This is a genomic window from uncultured Bradyrhizobium sp. (assembly GCF_947648125.1).
Lineage (GTDB): Bacteria > Pseudomonadota > Alphaproteobacteria > Rhizobiales > Xanthobacteraceae > Bradyrhizobium.
Window position 1 is genome coordinate 1 of the sequence record NZ_CANSMR010000059.1, and the last position, 15,706, is coordinate 15,706.

The window sequence follows — 15,706 nt, forward strand, 5'->3', positions numbered from 1 at the left end:
ACTCGTGGAGAGAGCCCCCACCCCACCCCTCCCCCGCAAGCGGGAGAGGGAGCCCCAGTACCGCTGCGATAGCAGCTCGGCCAATCAGAGCGCGATGACGGCTTCGCCGGCAAGCTTGATCTCGCCGCTCTGATCTTTTGTCGTGAGCGCAAGCTTCGCCCGCTTCTCACCGCCCTGCTCGATCAGCTCGGTCACCGTGCCTTCGCAGGTCAACGCGGCGCCGAGCTGGGTGATCGCGGCAAAGCGGGTCGAGAACGAGCGGATGCGCGACGGGCTGACCGCGTCCGTCAGCGCCTGGCCCAGATAGCCCATGACCAGCATGCCGTGCGCGAACACGTCGGGGAATCCCGCGGCCTTCGCGAAATCGATATCGACATGGATCGGGTTGTGATCGCCCGAGGCCCCGCAATACAGCGCGAGGCGATGGCGGGTGATCGGCGGAAACGTCTTGTGGACGATGCGGTCGCCGACCGACGGAGAACGAGTGCTCATGACGGCCTCGCATTGCGCACCACCACCGTGCGCGAGGTATCGGCGACGTGAGTGCCGTCCTGGTTGGTGACCTCGGTGACGACAACGATCAGCGTCATCGCCCCGCCCTTCTTGTCAGTGACATCGGCCACCCGGGACTTGAAAGTCAGGGTGTCGCCGACCATAACGGGCGCGTGATAGTCGAAGCGCTGCTCGCCATGCAGCACGCGGGCGAGATCGATATCGAGCGCGGTCAGGAACTCGAACGGATCGGGCGCATCCATCATCTCCAGACAAAACAGATAGGTCGGCGGCACCGGCGCCGCCGTGAAACCCGCCGCCTGCGCGGCCTTATCGTCGCGATAGACGGCGTTCGTCTCGCCGAGCGTGTCGAGGAAGAAGCGCAGGCGCGCCGGTTCGACGCGCGCGGTCACGGGCGTAAACGCATGCCCGACGGCGGATTGATCGACCATGGCGGCCTCAGGCCCGTTCGTAGAGCGTCACGACGCAGGCGCCGCCGAGGCCGAGATTGTGCTGCAGTCCGAGCCGCGCGCCTTCCACTTGCGTCGCCGCGGCCGTGCCGCGCAGCTGCCGCGTCAGCTCGTAGCACTGCGCAAGGCCGGTGGCGCCGAGCGGATGGCCCTTCGACAGCAGCCCGCCGGACGGGTTGGTGACGATCCTGCCGCCGTAGGTATTGTCGCCGTCATCGATGAATTTCGCGGCCTCGCCCTCTCCGCACAGGCCGAGCCCTTCATAGGTGATCAGCTCGTTATGGGCGAAGCAGTCGTGCAGCTCGACGACATCGAGATCCCTGGGGCCAATGCCGGCGGCTTCATAGACCTTGCTCGCGGCATCGCGCGCCATGTCGTAGCCGACCACCTGCATCATGTCTGACGCACCGAAGGTCGAGGGCGTATCGGTCGTCATCGCCTGCGCCGCAATGCGGACCTGCTTGTTGAGGCCGTGCTGGTCGGCGAACTTCTCCGAAACCAGGATCGCGGCGGCGCCGCCGCAGGTCGGCGGGCACGCCATCAGCCGCGTCATCACGCCGGGCCAGATCACCTGGTCGTTCATGACGTCGTCGGCGGTCACTTCCTTGCGGAACAGCGCCAGCGGATTGTTCTTGGCGTGACGGCTCGCCTTGGCGCGCACTTTGGCAAACGCGGAGAGCGGCGTGCCGTACTTCTTCATGTGGCTCAAACCCGCACCGCCAAAATAGCGCAGCGCCAACGGCACGCCGGGCGCATCGACCAGCTTATCGGCAGCGGCATCGAAATCGTCGAACGCGCTGGGGCGATCGGTGAACACGGCCCCGAGCGCGCCGGGCTTCATCTGCTCGAAGCCGAGCGCCATCACGCAATCGGCCGCGCCCGACTCGATCGCCTGCCGCGCCAGGAACAGCGCGGTCGAACCGGTCGAGCAGTTGTTGTTGACGTTGACGATCGGGATGCCGGTCATGCCGACCGGATAGAGCGCGCGCTGCCCGCAGGTGGAGTCGCCATAGACATAGCCGACATAGGCCTGCTGCACACGGCCGTAGTCGAGCCCGGCATCGGCGAGCGCGAGCTTCGCCGCCTCGGCGCCCATCACATGATACGGCGCATTGGCGCCGGGCTTGACGAACGGGATCATGCCGACCCCGGCAACATAGGTGCGTGACGTCATCGCGGATCCTCCCGGAAATTACCCACTGGACTATTTATTACCCGTGGGTAATATACGGGCGATCTTCCGGAGTCAATGCGACAACAGCCACGCGATGGACGCCCGCTACCCTCTTTCCAACACCGAGTCGCCCTGGCTGCCGTTCGAGAGCCGGCGCCGCGCCCGCGACGAAAAGCGCGAGGCGGTGCTGCGCACGGCCGTCGCCCTGTTCCTCGAACAGGGCTATCACCGCGCCACGCTGAACGACGTCGCCAAGCGGCTGCACATCACCAAGCCCGCGCTCTATAATTACTTCCGCGGCAAGGACGAGATCCTGTTCGAGTGCTGGTCGATCGGCCACGAGCTGGTCGACGACTGCATTGCCGAGACCTCGGCCGGCGGCGGCAGCGGCCTCGACAAGCTGCGCAAGCTCACCATCCGCTACGCCGAGCTGATGACAACGGACTACGGCAAGAGCCTGGTCCGCTTCGATCTCCGCGATCTCAGCGAGCACAACCGCAAGATCGTGCAGACCGCGAAGCGGCGGATCGATCGCGCCTTCCGCGACTATATCGCCTCTGGCATCGCGGACGGTTCGGTAAGACCCTGCGACCCGAAGCTCGCGGCCTTCGCCATCGCCGGTTCGCTGAACTGGATCGGCCACTGGTTCCAGCCCGGCGGTGAGCAGACCGGACACGCCGTCGCCGAAGAATTCGCGATCCGCCTCACCGAAGGCATCGCTAAGACAACAACGCAAATGGCATCAACGCGCAAGAAGGCGGACAAACCGCCTCGCAAGAGAAACGTGGGAAACGCATCAAGGGAGGACGGGAGTGAACATCACACAAGGGCTGCGGCGGGCGCTGCAGGTCAATCCAAACGGGCTCGCGGTCGTCTGCGGTGAGCGGCGGAGCAGCTGGCGCGAGGTCGGCACCCACGTCGCCCGCCTCGCCGCCGCGATCCGCTCGCTTGGCGCGAAGGACGGCGACCGCGTCGCGATCCTGTCGCTGAACTCCGACCGCTATCTCGAGCTGTACCTCGCGGTCGGCTGGGCCGGCGCCGTGATCGTGCCGCTCAACATCCGCTGGTCTCCAATCGAGAACGAGGATGCGCTGCGCGACTGCCGCGCAACGATCCTGTTCGTCGACAAGGCGTTCGCGGCGGTCGGCACGGCGCTGGCGAACGCTATCCCGGGCCTGAAGCTGGTCTATGCCGACGAAGGCGAGACGCCCGCGGGCATGGAGAATTACGAGACGCTGATCGCGCGCAGCGAACCCATCCCGGACGCGATGCGCACCCGCGACGACCTCGCCGGCATCTTCTACACCGGCGGCACCACCGGCCGCTCCAAGGGCGTGATGCTGAGCCACGGCAATCTGATGGCCAATGCGCTGAATGCGCTCGGCGAAGGCCTGTGGCCGGGCACCTCGATCTATCTGCACGCCGCGCCGATGTTCCACCTCGCCAATGGCGCGGCGATGTATTCGGTGCTGCTGTCCGGCGGCTCCAATGTCGTGATCCAGGGCTTTACGCCCGACGGCGTCGCAGCCGCGGTGCAGAAGGAGCGCATCACCGACGTCCTGCTGGTGCCGACCATGATCCAGATGTTCGTCGATCACCCGACGCTCGGCAGTTACGACCTGTCGTCCCTGAAGCGGATCTCCTACGGCGCCTCCGTCATCAGCGACGCCGTGATGATGCGCGCCATGAAGGCGCTGCCGCATGTCGAGTTTACGCAGGCCTATGGCATGACCGAGCTGTCGCCGATCGCGACGCTGCTGCACTGGAAGGAGCATATCGGCGACGGCCGCGCCAAGGGCCGGCATCGCGGCGCCGGCCGCGCCACGCTCGGCGCCGAAGTGAAGATCGTCCATGCGGAAGACAAGGTGGTGCCAACAGGCACCGTCGGCGAGATCGCGGTGCGCGGCGATATGGTGATGATGGGCTATTGGGAGCGGCCGGAGGAGACCGCGCGCGCCGTGATCGACGGCTGGATGCACACCGGCGACGGCGGCTACATGGATGAGGACGGTTTCGTGTACGTGGTCGACCGGGTCAAGGACATGATCATCTCCGGCGGCGAGAACGTCTATTCGGCCGAGGTCGAGAATGCCCTCGCCCAGCACCCGGCGGTGGCGCAATGCGCCGTGATCGGCATCCCCAGCGAGCGCTGGGGCGAACAGGTCCACGCCGTCGTGGTGATGAAGAGCGGCGCCGGCGCCACGCCGGAGGAACTGATGGAGCACTGCAAGGCGCTGATCGCCGGCTACAAATGCCCGCGTAGCGTCGACATCACGGCAACTCCGCTACCGCTCTCAGGGGCTGGCAAGATCCTGAAGCGCGAGCTGCGCAAGCCGTATTGGGAGAACCGCGAGCGGCGCGTCAGCTGACGGCCGATATCGCAGCAATCGTAGGGTGGGTTAGCGAAGCGTAACCCACCACTTCTTTCCCCGCGGCATGGCGGTTACGCCTTCCGCCTTCGCTCGTCGAGCTACGGCGGACGTAGTCGGCTAACCCGCCCTACACAGTGCATGGCGCCGCGCGGACGGCGGACGTTGACATCGCAGCTTGCTGCCGATTGGATCAATTTGAGATTCAATCCAGCGAGTTCCGATGTCCGCACCTGATACCAATGCCGACGGCAACCCCCGCCGCCTGATGCACCGCCGCTCCGTCGAATGTCTTGGCTATCTCCGCGACGACGGGCTGTGGGAGGTCGAGGCGCGGCTGGTCGACACCAAACCCTATGCGCGGCAGGACAAGCATCGCGGGCTGCAGCAGCCCGACGACCCCGTGCACGACATCAGGCTGCGGCTCGCGGTCGACGACAGCTTTACGATCCGCGAGACCGGCACCACGATGGCCTCGACGCCCTACCCGTCCTGCCTCGACGTCGAAGGCATCTTGCAGCGCCTGGTCGGCGAACGCATCGGCAAGGGCTGGCGCGAACTGGTCCGCCGCAAGATCGGCAAGCTCGAGACCTGCACCCATCTCGCGGAGCTGCTGGGTCCTGCGGTGACGACGCTGTTCCAGACCGCGACCTCCGGCAAGGATCCGCAGGGCCGCGGCGCGCTCGATCACCAGCAGGGCGCCACCGAGCCGCCGTTCTTCGTCGGCGGCTGCTATTCGTGGCGGCTGGATGGACCTGTCGTGGCCGAGACATTTCCGCAGTTCGCGAAGCAGCCGGTCGAGGTGAAGCAGGGTTCGTGAGCGACGCCACGGCCGCTGCCTGCGTGATACTCTGTGAGGAGCAATCAGGGGGAGAACGTGGAGAAGTACGGCGCCGGGTCGATCGTCGTCTCCGATTATGACCCCAACTGGCCCGCATTGTTCGCGCAGGAGCGCACGCGGATCGAGCGAGCTCTCGGCGCGTTCGCATTGGCCATCGAGCATGTCGGCAGCACAGCCGTTCCAGGTCTGCCGTCGAAGCCCATCATCGACCTGCTGGTTGGCGTGCGCAGCCTCGAAGAGGCCAGGCAACGCTGCATCGCGCCGCTCGAGGCGCTCGGCTACATCTACATGCCGGAATATGCGTCGTGGATCCCCGGCGAGTTGTTCTTCCGCAAGGGACCTCCGGGTCCGTGGACCCACCATCTGCATATGATGGAGCCGTCTCATCCGAATTGGGAGGCACGCCTGGTGTTTCGCGATTACCTACGCGCGCATGGCGAGGCGGCCCGCGCCTACGCCGAGATCAAGCGGGCCCTCGCCGCTGCCTCAAAAGACGACATCGAAGCCTATCGGACCGGCAAGGATGCTTTCGTCGAGGAGACCACCGCCAGGGTGCGCGCATGGCGCGCAGCGGCACGAGCCCGATAGCACAAGCGGACCTCGGCCAGCCTGCACGTTCCTCGCCGAAGAAGACCCTCGCAATTGGCTGCTGCGCCAACCAGCCCTGCGTCGCGATGGGTTGATCCATCCTGGGAGCTAACGTACTCGTCCGGGCATGAACGAACACAAGGCCGTCGCCAAGCCGGCAGCCCTTCCTGATAAGAAAGCCATTCTGCTCGGGGTCGCATGCGGTCTCGGCGCGGCGCTGTGCTGGGCTCTCGGCTTCGTGGCGACCCGGCACGGTCTGAAAGTCGGGTTCACGCCTGTGGACCTCTTGATGCATCGCTTCCTGTGGTCGGGCGTCGTGTTCATCCCGCTCGTTGTGCGCGCCGGCCTGAAGGACCTCTGCGGCATCGGTTGGGGCCGCGGCATGGCGCTGATGATGTTGGGCGGCCCGGTGATGTCGCTGATCAGCTATGCCGGCTTCATGTTCGTGCCTTTGGGACACGGCAGTGTGATCCAGCCTTCCTGCGCGACCCTGGGCGGACTGTTTCTCGCGGTCGTCCTGCTGAAGGAACAGATCTCACTCTCCCGGGTCGCCGGCGCCGTCGTCATCGTGATCGGCCTTGCCGTCATCGGTATCGAGTCGATCGGCCACATGGGATTGAGCGCCGTGATGGGCGATTTGATCTTCGTGACGACCGGATTGATGTTTGCAGGCTTTGCCACGCTGGTGCGCTATTGGCGCGTGTCCGCGTTCTCGGTGGCGACCGTGATCAGCGTGCTGTCGCTGTCCCTGTTTCCGCTGTACGCCGCCTCGGGCGGGCTCGCCCGCGATGCGGCCATCGGCCTGCACGAGAATGCGCTGCAAGCCGTCGCCCAGGGCATCCTGGCCGGGCCCGCAGCAATGTATCTGTTCGCGCTGTCGATCCAGCGCCTCGGAGTTGCCCGCGCCGCCGTATTTCCTGCGACCGTGCCGGTGCTCACCTTGCTGCTGGGATGGCTCCTGATTGGCGAGCCGCCGACCACGTTGCAGGCGGCCGGATTGGTCACCGTGTTGGCCGGGTTCTACCTCGCGCAACGTCAGAGCTAGCTCGTATGCTCGCGCACGGCCTGCGGCGGGTTGCGGAAGCCGATCGCGATCCGGTTGTAGGTGTTCATCAGGCCGATCGCGATGGTCAGGTCGACCAGCTGCTTCTCGTTGAACACCGCGCGGGCGGCCTGGTAATCCGCATCCGGGATCGCGGTTTCTGCGACGCGCGTGACGGTTTCGGCCCAGGCCAGCGCCGCGCGCTCCTCGGCGTCGAACAGCGCCTCCGCCTCGCGCCAGGCCTGTAGCAGCGCCAGCTTCTCGATCGCAACGCCCATCTTCTGCAGCGAGCGTGTGTGCATGTCGAGGCAGTAGGCACAGCCGTTGATCTGCGAGATGCGCAGATAGACCAGCTCGATCAATTTCGCCGAAAGGCCGCACTGCGTGAGGTAGCCATAGACGCCACCGAGCGCCTTGATGCCCGCGGGCGCGACCTTGTTGTAATCGATACGCATGCTCACGGCTTGTGTCCTTCCTTGTCGAAGACGGTCAGCGCCTTGTCGTTGCTGTCGACGACGAACACCGCGAGCAGCTTCGCCGGCTCGGTGGCGCTGGCGTTTCGCCCGAGCACGTGATGCGCGCCGGGCGGCTCGAAGAAGCTGTCCCCGGCCCGATAGGTGTGCGCGGCCTCGCCCTCCAGCTGGCTCTCGATCGCGCCCTGCAGGACATAGACGTAGAGAAAAGCCGACTTGGCATGATGATGCGGCGCCGAGGACTCGCCGGGCGGGAAGTTGACCTCGACCGCGACCAGCGACTTGCCGGGAATGTTCGGGATCACATGTTCGAACTTCGGCGTCACCGACTCCGCGCTTGCCGGCGTCGCAAGCGCGGCGCAGGCCAGCAGCGCCATCCATAAATTCTTCATCTCGTGCCTCCATTGCTGTCGGATAAATGCGAGCGCGCGGGACTGAAAAGAAGCACCAAGAATGAACCGAATTGGTGTACCACGGGCCATGCCAAACTCGCTTCCCATCGCGCTCGACCGCTCGGCCAGGACGCCGCTCTCGGAGCAGATCCGCAAGGCGATTGCGGCGGCGATCGACAATGGCGTGCTGGTGCCGGGCGCCCGGCTGCCGTCGTGGCTCGACCTCGCCGCGCAGCTCGGCGTTGCGCGCGGCACCGTGCGAGCGGCCTACGACAAACTGGCGGACGCCCAGCACATTGTGTCGTCGAAGGCGAACGGCACCACCGTCGCCAGGCGGCCGAGGAAGACTGCAAAACCCGATACGCCGATCGTTCCCGGCTCGGTCGTAGAGATGTTTCATGACCTGAGCGGTCAAGGACACTTCCGGATGGGCGTCCCCGCGCAAGACGTGCTCCCCGCAAAGCTGCTGGCACGAATCCGCGCGCGCGCCGTGCGGGCGGAATTGAGCGCGGTGACCCGCACCATCGATCCGCGCGGCGAACTCGAGTTGCGGCGCGAGATCGCGGCGCACCTCGCGATCGCGCGCGGGCTTGAATGCTCGCCTGCGCAGATCGTCATCACCTCGGGTTTCAGCGGCGGACTTGGCCTCGCGCTGCGCGTGCTCGGCCTCGAAGGCCGCCGCGCATGGATGGAAGATCCGGGATTTCCCTTGACCCGAAAGGGGCTCGAGCTTGCCCGGCTGGAGCTGATCCCGATCCCGGTCGATGGCGACGGCGTCGATGTCGACCACGGCCTCAAGCACGCATCCGACGCGGCGCTCGCGGTCGTGACGCCGGGACAGCAGGCGCCGCTCGGCCCACCATTGTCACCGACGCGTCGCGCGCAACTGCTCGATTGGGCCGCGCAATCCGGCGCCTGGATCATCGAGGACGATTATCTCGGCGAGTTGCAGCTCGATGGCCGCGCCGCGCCCGCGCTTGCCTCGCTCGACCGCGCCGGCCGCGTGATCCATCTCGGCTCCTTCAGCAAGACGATCTCGCCGACGCTTCGGCTCGGCTTCCTGGTTGCGCCCGAGCAGTTGGCAACGCAGTTCGCCGATGTCGCGACGTGCCTTGCCCCTGCTCCGGGACCGGCCGTGCAGCTTTCCACCGCGGAGTTCATGCGCGACGGCCACTACATCCGCCATCTCCGGCGAACCAAGCGGGCCTCTTGCGAGCGCCGTGACGCGTTGACGGCCGCTTTGCGGCCGTGGAGCAACGACGTGCAGGTTGCCGGCCTCGCGGTCATGCTGACGCTGCCCGACAAGGCCGACGATGTCGCGATCGCGCGGCAGGTGCTGGCGCAGGGGCTGGCGCCCGCCCCGCTCTCGCCCTGGTATCTTTCACCTAAGCGCGCGCAGCCGGGCCTGCTGCTCGGCATTGCAACCGTACCCGGTCGCGGTGTGCAGGCCGCCTGCAAGCGCCTGTTCGAGGCGATCCGTGGCCAAGGTCGCACTGAAGGCGCGCCGGCCGCCCGCCGCGTCAGGAAATCCGCAGCCCGGTGAGCGCAAGGCTCAACGCCTTTAACCGCTTGCGCGCCTCGGCATCATAGGCCTGCGCATGGGCGCGGGCCTCGCGCTTGCCGTCGAAGAACAGCCCGCTTTTTCCGGCGACGTCGTCGTCCTGGACCAGACGCAGGATGGCGTCGCCGCCCTGCTCGACGGTCGAGATCGGCGTCGCGCCGCTGGCACGCACCATGGTGGTGTTCATGTAGGTCGCCGGATGCAGCGAATTGACGGTCACGCCGGAGCCTTCGAGCTCCGCGGCAAGATCGATGGTGAACATGATCTGCGACAGCTTGCTCTGCGCATAGGCGCGGCCGCCGCTGTAGTTCTTGGTGATCATCACGTCGGCGAAATCGATCGGGTGCTGGCCGAGCGACGCGACATTGACGATGCGCGCCGGCGTGCTCGCCTTGAGCCGCGGCAGCAACAGATGCGCGAGCAGGAAGCCCGCGAGATAGTTGACCGCGAAGCGCAGCTCGTGGCCGTCCTTGCTGGTCTGCCGCGCCGGTCCCTCATTCTGCGAGCCGATGCCGGCGTTGCTGACCAACACATCGAGGCGCTCCTGGTCGTCGAGCACCAGCTGGGCGAACTCGCGGACCTCGGCGAGCGAGGAGAGATCGGCCTGATAGAACATCGGCTCGCGGCCGGAAACCCGCTTGATCTCGTCGGCTAGGGCCTGCGCCCGCTTGGTATCGCGGCCATGGATCAGGACCCGGGCGCCGGCAGAGGCCAGCTTCATCGCAACGTAGCGGCCGACGCCATCGGTGGAACCGGTGATCAGCACGGTCTTGCCTGCCATATTCATGGACATCGCCCTTCGGTCGTTCTCCCAGCACTGCCACCAAAGATAAATGCGCAGATTGGACTTTGCCATGGCATGCCGGGGCGCGATCGCCCCCAAACGGCGCCAAAATGGCCCGCCCACGGCCCCTCTTCCACGGCCGCGAGTGTACAGTCTGTCGCGCGGCCTGCAGTCGCGCGTCGCCGCGCCGCGCGTCAACGTGAATGCATTCTGATATCGTCGGGATGAACGACAAGGCCAGGATAGGCAAGAGTCGGCAAGAATCGGAATGTCCTCGACCATTCCAGACAGGTTCTCGCGTAAGGCTCCTTCGCCGGAGCCGTTCGGCATGCTCCTGTCATTCGCGGTGCTGACCGCGCTGCCGATCATCCTGACCGTTCGTCTGGTTGAGCCCGCACTCGTGCTGCCCGCGCTCAGCCTGGTGTTGTTCGCAGAGGCAGCCATTGCCGCGCTTGCGGCGCGCGTGATCCGTACGCGTGCAAGCGTGGCGAACCTGACGCTGTGGGATTTTGCCGGAGCATTCACCTTCATGGGGTGTGCGGCGGCGATCCTCGGCGAGCCGGATCAGGCGGCGCTGTTCTTCGAGGAACAGGCCGCGCTGCGTCCGGTGTAGAGCATGATCCCGAAAAGTGAGAAGCGGTTTTCCGAAAAGATCATGCTCAAATAAGAACAAAGCACGATGACAATCCAATCTGATTTCATCGCGCTTTGACCGTAAATCCCAGGCCGGGCCCCTCTGGCAGCCACAAGCTGCGATGTCGGACTGGAACTCAGTTGGAGTGGCCCTGCTTCGACCCGCGACGCGGATACGCGCCGCGGCGGATTTGCCGTCTACATGACGGCGTCGTCGAAACGGTCCACTCCCGACCTCAAGGGGAGCATTGCCCATGTCCGAACTGCCTTCACTCGACGCCCTCAGCGCTTTGCTGCAAGTCGTCGTCATCGACCTCGTGCTGGCCGGCGACAACGCGGTCGTGATCGGCCTTGCCGCGGCCGGCCTGCCGGCGCAGCAACGCGGCAAGGCGATCCTGATCGGCATCGCGGCTGCGACGCTGCTGCGCATCCTGTTCGCCCTGCTCACCACGCAATTGATGCAGATCGTCGGCCTGCTGCTGGCCGGCGGCATCCTGCTGCTGTGGGTGTGCTGGAAGATGTGGCGGGAACTGCGCGCCACCGCGCATGAGGCGACGGCCGAGCATACCGCCGATGGCGCGGAGGACCAGCGCAAGACGCTGTGGCAGGCCACGACCCAGATCATCGTCGCCGACGTCTCGATGTCGCTCGACAACGTGCTGGCGGTCGCGGGCGCGGCGCGCGAACAGCCTATCGTGCTGGTGTTCGGCCTTGCGCTCTCGATCGCAATGATGGGCGCGGCCGCGACCTTTATCGCCAAGCTGCTGCAGAACCACCGCTGGATCGCCTATGTCGGCCTCGCTGTGATCCTGTACGTCGCCGTCGACATGACCATTCGCGGCGCGTCCGAGATCGCAAAGGTCGCGCCGGCCTGATCGCCGGTCTCGCTGCACCTCTCCCGCTTGCGGGGGAGGTCGGAATGCATCGTCAGATGCGTTTCGGGTGGGGGGCTGTCTCCGCGATATGACTCGTGGAGAGAGCCCCCACCCCAGCCCTCCCCCGCAAGCGGGAGAGGGAGCAACATTCCGTCGCGGCCGCTGATCGACCTCACCCTGCGTTGCGTCAGTGGATTTCCGCCGAACGCTTCAGCGCGTCCTTCAGCTTCTCGAGCGTAAAATCCTTGCTGCGTGCGATGTCCAGGATCGGGGTCTCGCGGCGGCCGCACAGCTCGGCGGCCTCGGGCAACTTGGCCGCGATCTCATACGGGATCACGATCGCGCCGTGGCTGTCGGCGTGAATCAGATCGTCAGAACGCACCGTCATGCCGGCGACGCGGACCTCGCCGCCAAAACTTTCGGCATGCACCCAGGCGTGCGACGGGCCGATCGAGCCGGCCAGCGCCTGGAAGCCCGGCGCCCATTGCGGGATGTCTCGGATCGAGCCGTCGGTGATGACGCCGAGGCAGCCGAGCGCCTTGTGCACGGCGCTCTGCACCTCGCCCCAGAACGCGCCGTAGCCGACGTCGGGACCGTCGATGTCCTGGATCACGGAGATGCGCGGACCGAAGCCGGTGCCGACATATTCATAATATTCGATGCGGCGCTTCGACTGTTCCTCGGCCGACAGGCCGGATTTCAGCACCGAGCGGATCGCGACCGTGCGCGCGTAGCCGACGATCGGCGGCAAGGTCGGGAACGGGCAGACCAGCGGCTTCACCGTGTAGCCGATCAGGCGGCGCTCCGGCGCGACGATCTCCATCGCGTTGCAGATCGTCGGCGTGTCGTAGCGCGCCAACGCCTCGAGGACGGAAGCAGGCAGCGGGGCGGAAGCGGATGTCGTCACGGCGTTTCTCTCCTGATTTTTGGCGTTCGCTGAGCCGTCTCAGCCTATAGCCGAGATCGCAGGCGAACCCAACCGAGGCACGCTCATGGCTGATATTTCGGGAAGAGGACGCACACACCGCCCTATCACCGTCACCCCCGCGCAACGGCGAAGCCGTTGTCGCTGGAGGAGCGCGGAACGCGCGTCTCGAAGGGTCGACGGCCCGGCTCGTGGCCGTGCATCCTTCGAGACGCGCTGCGCGCTCCTCCAGCGACAAAGGCGAAGCCTTTGCGCGAGGATGACGGATTACACAGAGCCTCAATGCAGATGCGTCGGACGATCGTCGTGGTCCGCATCCGTGACCGGCGCCGTGTAGGGAGAAGCGGCCTGCGCCGCCACCGGTGCGCTCGCCCCTTGCGTCTGAGCGGCAAGCTGACGCTCCTGGTCGCGGTAGGACTTCCAGCCCCAGGGCAGGCTGATCAAATAGGCGACCGAGCCCGCCGACAGGATGTGCCAGGGATAGCCGATCAACAGCGCGACGAAGAACACCACCGACACGAACACGGGCAGCACCATCTCCGGCGGCACGCGCATCTTCACGGTCTTGCCCGAGAACACTGGCAAGCGCGACACCATCAGGAAGGCGATCAAGAGCGTGTAGAACGCCGTCAGCGTCGCCGGCGGCATCGGCACGCCGAGGAAGGCGAGATAGATCGGCAGCAGCACGGTGATCGCACCGGCCGGAGCCGGCACGCCGGTGAAGTAATTGGCGGCGAAGGCCGGCTTGTTCGGGTCGTCGATCGAGGCGTTGAAGCGCGCCAGGCGCAGGCCGCCGGAGATCGCGAACACCATCGCGGCGATCCAGCCGCCATTGTTCAGTTCATGCAGCTGCCAGAAATACAGGATCAGGCCCGGCGCGACGCCGAAATTGACGAAGTCGGCGAGGCTGTCGAGCTCGGCACCGAATTTCGACTGGCCCTTGATCATGCGCGCGACGCGGCCGTCGATGCCGTCGAGGATCGCGGCGAACACGATGGCGGCGACCGCAAGCTCCATCCGCCCTTCCGTCGACAGCCGGATCGCGGTCAGGCCGGCGCAGATCGCCAGCAGCGTGATCATGTTCGGCACGAGCATCCGCACCGGGATCGGGCGGAACCGGCGGCGGCGAGATTCGGTGGAGTTGGGATCAAAGGGCATCATGGTCTTGCAATATAGCAAGCATGTCCCGGCTCCGCCATCGCGGCGGGAACCGGCTGGTTAAAGCGTTTTCCAGCGAAGTGGATACCTGTTCGCGTTGAGAAAACTCGTCAAAATAGAAATCTGGAGCTCCCGTTCCGATTCCGAGCGGAACGGGAGGTCCAGGCTGGCGAAACAGAGTTAATCGGCGCGGTAGGTGCGGCCCGGGTCGGCGTTGCGGAAATCCGCCAGAATGGTCTCGCCGGCAACCGCGGTCTGGCCTTCCGAGACGAGCGCCTTGGTGCCCTCGGGCAGATAGACGTCGAGCCGCGAGCCGAAGCGGATCAGGCCGAAGCGCTCGCCGGCGCCGATCGACTGGCCTTCCTTGACGAAGCAGACGATGCGGCGCGCCACGAGGCCGGCGATCTGGACCACGCCGATACGGCCGTTGGCGCCCGAGATCACCAGCGAGTTGCGCTCATTGTCCTCGCTCGCCTTGTCAAGCTCGGCATTGATGAAGGCGCCGGGCCGGTAGGCGATGCGGTCGATGCGGCCGGCCACCGGGCTGCGGTTCACGTGGCAGTTGAACACGCTCATGAACACCGAGACCCGCGGCAGCGGCTTGTCGCCGAGGCCAAGCTCGGCCGGCGGCAGCGCCTGCACCACCATGGAGACGCGGCCATCGGCCGGCGACACCACGATGCCGTCGCGCAGCGGCGTCACGCGGACGGGATCGCGGAAGAACAGCGCACACCAGACCGTGAGCAACGTCCCGATCCAGCCCAGCGGGGTCCAGATCCAGAACAGGATCAGGCTCGCCAGGGCGAAGCCGCCGATGAACGGATAGCCCTCGGGGTGGATCGGCGGGATCTGCGCGCGGATGGAATTGGCGATCGACATCAGAGCTCGCTGTGGTACCCCGCCCCTGCGGCGGGAGAGGCCCTAAATCGACTATTCCGCGGCGGTCGGCAAGGGTTTCTCACCCTCAACCGGGGTGGAATCATCAGACGAATCGGTGACCACGGGCGGCAGGCGATTCGGCGCGCTGCCGTCGTCATCGACCTGGGCGAGCCGTTCGCGGGCCTCTTCGGCCTCGCGCTGCCGGTTCCACATGCTGGCATAGAGGCCGTCGGAGGCCAAAAGCCGCGCGTGGGTGCCGCGCTCGGCGATCCGGCCCTGGTCCAGCACGATGATCTCGTCGGCGCCGACGATGGTCGAGAGCCGGTGCGCGATCACCAGCGAGGTGCGGTTGCGCGAGACCCGCTCCAGCGCGCCCTGGATCTCGTGCTCGGTGTGGCTGTCGAGCGCGGAGGTCGCCTCGTCGAGCACCAGGATCGGCGGGGCCTTCAAGACCGTGCGCGCGATCGCGACGCGCTGCTTCTCGCCGCCGGAGAGTTTTAGGCCGCGCTCGCCGACCTGGGTCTCGTAGCCCTGCGGCGACATCCGGATGAAGCCGTCGATCTGCGCCAGCCGCGCCGCCTCCTCCACCTCGTCGTCGCCGGCATCCCAGCGGCCGTAGCGGATGTTGTAGCGGATGGTGTCGTTGAACAGCACGGTGTCCTGCGGCACCATGCCGATCGCCGATCGCAGCGAAGTCTGCGTCACGGTCTTGATGTCCTGGCCGTCGATCAGGATGCGGCCGCTCGAGACATCGTAGAGCCGGAACAGCAGCCGCGAGATCGTCGACTTGCCGGCGCCGGACGGACCGACGATCGCGACCGTCTTGCCGGCCGGCACCTCGAAGCTCAGGCCTTTCAGGATCTGCCGGTCGGGCTCATAGGCGAAGCGGACATCCTCGAAGCGCACGCTGCCGGACGACACCACGAGCGGCTTGGCACCCGGCACGTCCTTCACCTCGGGATCGCGCGCCAGCACGTCGAACATCTTCTCGATGTCGATGATCGCCTGCTTGATCTCGCGATACACCATGCCCATGAAGTTCAGCGGCTG

General features: G+C 66.1%; 18 protein-coding genes. 8 read left to right on the forward strand and 10 right to left on the reverse strand.

All coding sequences use genetic code 11. The features are described 5' to 3' along the window. Positions 1-84: 84 nt before the first annotated feature. The 3 genes from Q0030_RS40020 to Q0030_RS40030 are packed head-to-tail and all read right to left on the reverse strand — an operon-like array spanning position 85 to position 2,136. Positions 85-492 (reverse strand): MaoC family dehydratase, encoded by a 408-nt coding sequence (locus tag Q0030_RS40020; RefSeq protein ID WP_298380498.1) that lies wholly within the window; start codon positions 490-492, stop codon positions 85-87. After that, positions 489-944, reverse strand: coding sequence for a MaoC family dehydratase N-terminal domain-containing protein (locus tag Q0030_RS40025; protein WP_298380501.1), 456 nt, complete (start codon positions 942-944; stop codon positions 489-491). Before Q0030_RS40025 ends, Q0030_RS40020 begins: the two co-directional genes overlap by 4 nt. Before the next feature lie 7 nt (positions 945-951). Continuing rightward, positions 952-2,136: a lipid-transfer protein gene (locus Q0030_RS40030; RefSeq protein WP_298380503.1), complete on the reverse strand. Its 1,185-nt coding sequence runs from the start codon at positions 2,134-2,136 to the stop codon at positions 952-954. Positions 2,137-2,230: 94 nt separating this feature from the next. Between Q0030_RS40030 and Q0030_RS40035 the strand changes: the two genes are divergently transcribed. From Q0030_RS40035 to Q0030_RS40055, 5 genes are all read left to right on the forward strand, one after another. Further along, complete coding sequence (locus Q0030_RS40035) at positions 2,231-3,019, forward strand: TetR/AcrR family transcriptional regulator (RefSeq protein WP_298380532.1); 789 nt, start codon at positions 2,231-2,233, stop codon at positions 3,017-3,019. Beyond that, positions 2,949-4,505, forward strand: coding sequence for a long-chain fatty acid--CoA ligase (locus tag Q0030_RS40040; RefSeq protein WP_298380505.1), 1,557 nt, complete (start codon positions 2,949-2,951; stop codon positions 4,503-4,505). Before Q0030_RS40035 ends, Q0030_RS40040 begins: the two co-directional genes overlap by 71 nt. A 223-nt stretch (positions 4,506-4,728) precedes the next feature. After that, a complete protein-coding gene (locus Q0030_RS40045) occupies positions 4,729-5,325 on the forward strand; it encodes a DUF2889 domain-containing protein (protein ID WP_298380507.1) in 597 nt (198 codons plus the stop codon). 57 nt (positions 5,326-5,382) lie between these two features. Continuing rightward, positions 5,383-5,934: a GrpB family protein gene (locus Q0030_RS40050; protein ID WP_298380509.1), complete on the forward strand. Its 552-nt coding sequence runs from the start codon at positions 5,383-5,385 to the stop codon at positions 5,932-5,934. Positions 5,935-6,061: 127 nt separating this feature from the next. Next, the gene (locus Q0030_RS40055; RefSeq protein ID WP_298380511.1) at positions 6,062-6,979 is read left to right on the forward strand and encodes a DMT family transporter; all 918 of its coding nucleotides are present in this window, start codon (positions 6,062-6,064) and stop codon (positions 6,977-6,979) included. On the opposite strand, the gene Q0030_RS40060 is transcribed toward Q0030_RS40055, so the two are convergent. Next, positions 6,976-7,437, reverse strand: coding sequence for a carboxymuconolactone decarboxylase family protein (locus tag Q0030_RS40060; protein WP_298380513.1), 462 nt, complete (start codon positions 7,435-7,437; stop codon positions 6,976-6,978). The genes Q0030_RS40055 and Q0030_RS40060 overlap by 4 nt on opposite strands. Next, positions 7,434-7,841 (reverse strand): cupin domain-containing protein, encoded by a 408-nt coding sequence (locus tag Q0030_RS40065; RefSeq protein ID WP_298380515.1) that lies wholly within the window; start codon positions 7,839-7,841, stop codon positions 7,434-7,436. The genes Q0030_RS40060 and Q0030_RS40065 overlap by 4 nt, the downstream gene beginning before the upstream one ends. An 88-nt stretch (positions 7,842-7,929) precedes the next feature. Between Q0030_RS40065 and Q0030_RS40070 the strand changes: the two genes are divergently transcribed. Continuing rightward, positions 7,930-9,384: a PLP-dependent aminotransferase family protein gene (locus tag Q0030_RS40070; RefSeq protein WP_298380517.1), complete on the forward strand. Its 1,455-nt coding sequence runs from the start codon at positions 7,930-7,932 to the stop codon at positions 9,382-9,384. On the opposite strand, the gene Q0030_RS40075 is transcribed toward Q0030_RS40070, so the two are convergent. After that, positions 9,362-10,189, reverse strand: a complete 828-nt coding sequence (locus Q0030_RS40075; protein WP_298380519.1) for an SDR family NAD(P)-dependent oxidoreductase — start codon at positions 10,187-10,189, stop codon at positions 9,362-9,364. The genes Q0030_RS40070 and Q0030_RS40075 overlap by 23 nt on opposite strands. 325 nt (positions 10,190-10,514) lie before the next feature. On the opposite strand from Q0030_RS40075, the gene Q0030_RS40080 reads away from it, so the two are divergent. Further along, complete coding sequence (locus Q0030_RS40080) at positions 10,515-10,799, forward strand: hypothetical protein (RefSeq protein ID WP_298380521.1); 285 nt, start codon at positions 10,515-10,517, stop codon at positions 10,797-10,799. Positions 10,800-11,073: 274 nt separating this feature from the next. Further along, positions 11,074-11,694: a TerC family protein gene (locus Q0030_RS40085; protein ID WP_298380523.1), complete on the forward strand. Its 621-nt coding sequence runs from the start codon at positions 11,074-11,076 to the stop codon at positions 11,692-11,694. Between the two features lie 187 nt (positions 11,695-11,881). Here Q0030_RS40085 and Q0030_RS40090 read toward each other — a convergent pair whose 3' ends face one another. The 4 genes from Q0030_RS40090 to Q0030_RS40105 form a co-directional block, all read right to left on the reverse strand. Beyond that, positions 11,882-12,601: an RraA family protein gene (locus Q0030_RS40090; protein WP_298380526.1), complete on the reverse strand. Its 720-nt coding sequence runs from the start codon at positions 12,599-12,601 to the stop codon at positions 11,882-11,884. Between the two features lie 297 nt (positions 12,602-12,898). Beyond that, positions 12,899-13,777: a CDP-diacylglycerol--serine O-phosphatidyltransferase gene (gene pssA / locus Q0030_RS40095; protein ID WP_298380528.1), complete on the reverse strand. Its 879-nt coding sequence runs from the start codon at positions 13,775-13,777 to the stop codon at positions 12,899-12,901. Positions 13,778-13,957: 180 nt separating this feature from the next. Beyond that, complete coding sequence (locus Q0030_RS40100; RefSeq protein WP_092127222.1) at positions 13,958-14,656, reverse strand: phosphatidylserine decarboxylase; 699 nt, start codon at positions 14,654-14,656, stop codon at positions 13,958-13,960. Positions 14,657-14,707: 51 nt separating this feature from the next. Next, the coding region (locus Q0030_RS40105) for an ATP-binding cassette domain-containing protein (RefSeq protein WP_298380530.1) at positions 14,708-15,706 on the reverse strand (999 nt) is incomplete at its 5' end.

Bases quoted from the DNA above. Each gene is read 5' to 3' on its own strand.
- Q0030_RS40080 (WP_298380521.1), top strand. From the start codon at position 10,515: ATGCTCCTGTCATTCGCGGTGCTGACCGCGCTGCCGATCATCCTGACC.
- Q0030_RS40020 (WP_298380498.1), bottom strand. From the start codon at position 492: ATGAGCACTCGTTCTCCGTCGGTCGGCGACCGCATCGTCCACAAGACG.
- Q0030_RS40030 (WP_298380503.1), bottom strand. From the start codon at position 2,136: ATGACGTCACGCACCTATGTTGCCGGGGTCGGCATGATCCCGTTCGTC.
- Q0030_RS40100 (WP_092127222.1), bottom strand. From the start codon at position 14,656: ATGTCGATCGCCAATTCCATCCGCGCGCAGATCCCGCCGATCCACCCC.
- Q0030_RS40025 (WP_298380501.1), bottom strand. From the start codon at position 944: ATGGTCGATCAATCCGCCGTCGGGCATGCGTTTACGCCCGTGACCGCG.
- Q0030_RS40065 (WP_298380515.1), bottom strand. From the start codon at position 7,841: ATGAAGAATTTATGGATGGCGCTGCTGGCCTGCGCCGCGCTTGCGACG.
- Q0030_RS40075 (WP_298380519.1), bottom strand. From the start codon at position 10,189: ATGAATATGGCAGGCAAGACCGTGCTGATCACCGGTTCCACCGATGGC.
- Q0030_RS40055 (WP_298380511.1), top strand. From the start codon at position 6,062: ATGAACGAACACAAGGCCGTCGCCAAGCCGGCAGCCCTTCCTGATAAG.
- pssA (WP_298380528.1), bottom strand. From the start codon at position 13,777: ATGCCCTTTGATCCCAACTCCACCGAATCTCGCCGCCGCCGGTTCCGC.
- Q0030_RS40070 (WP_298380517.1), top strand. From the start codon at position 7,930: ATGCCAAACTCGCTTCCCATCGCGCTCGACCGCTCGGCCAGGACGCCG.
- Q0030_RS40045 (WP_298380507.1), top strand. From the start codon at position 4,729: ATGTCCGCACCTGATACCAATGCCGACGGCAACCCCCGCCGCCTGATG.
- Q0030_RS40035 (WP_298380532.1), top strand. From the start codon at position 2,231: ATGGACGCCCGCTACCCTCTTTCCAACACCGAGTCGCCCTGGCTGCCG.
- Q0030_RS40085 (WP_298380523.1), top strand. From the start codon at position 11,074: ATGTCCGAACTGCCTTCACTCGACGCCCTCAGCGCTTTGCTGCAAGTC.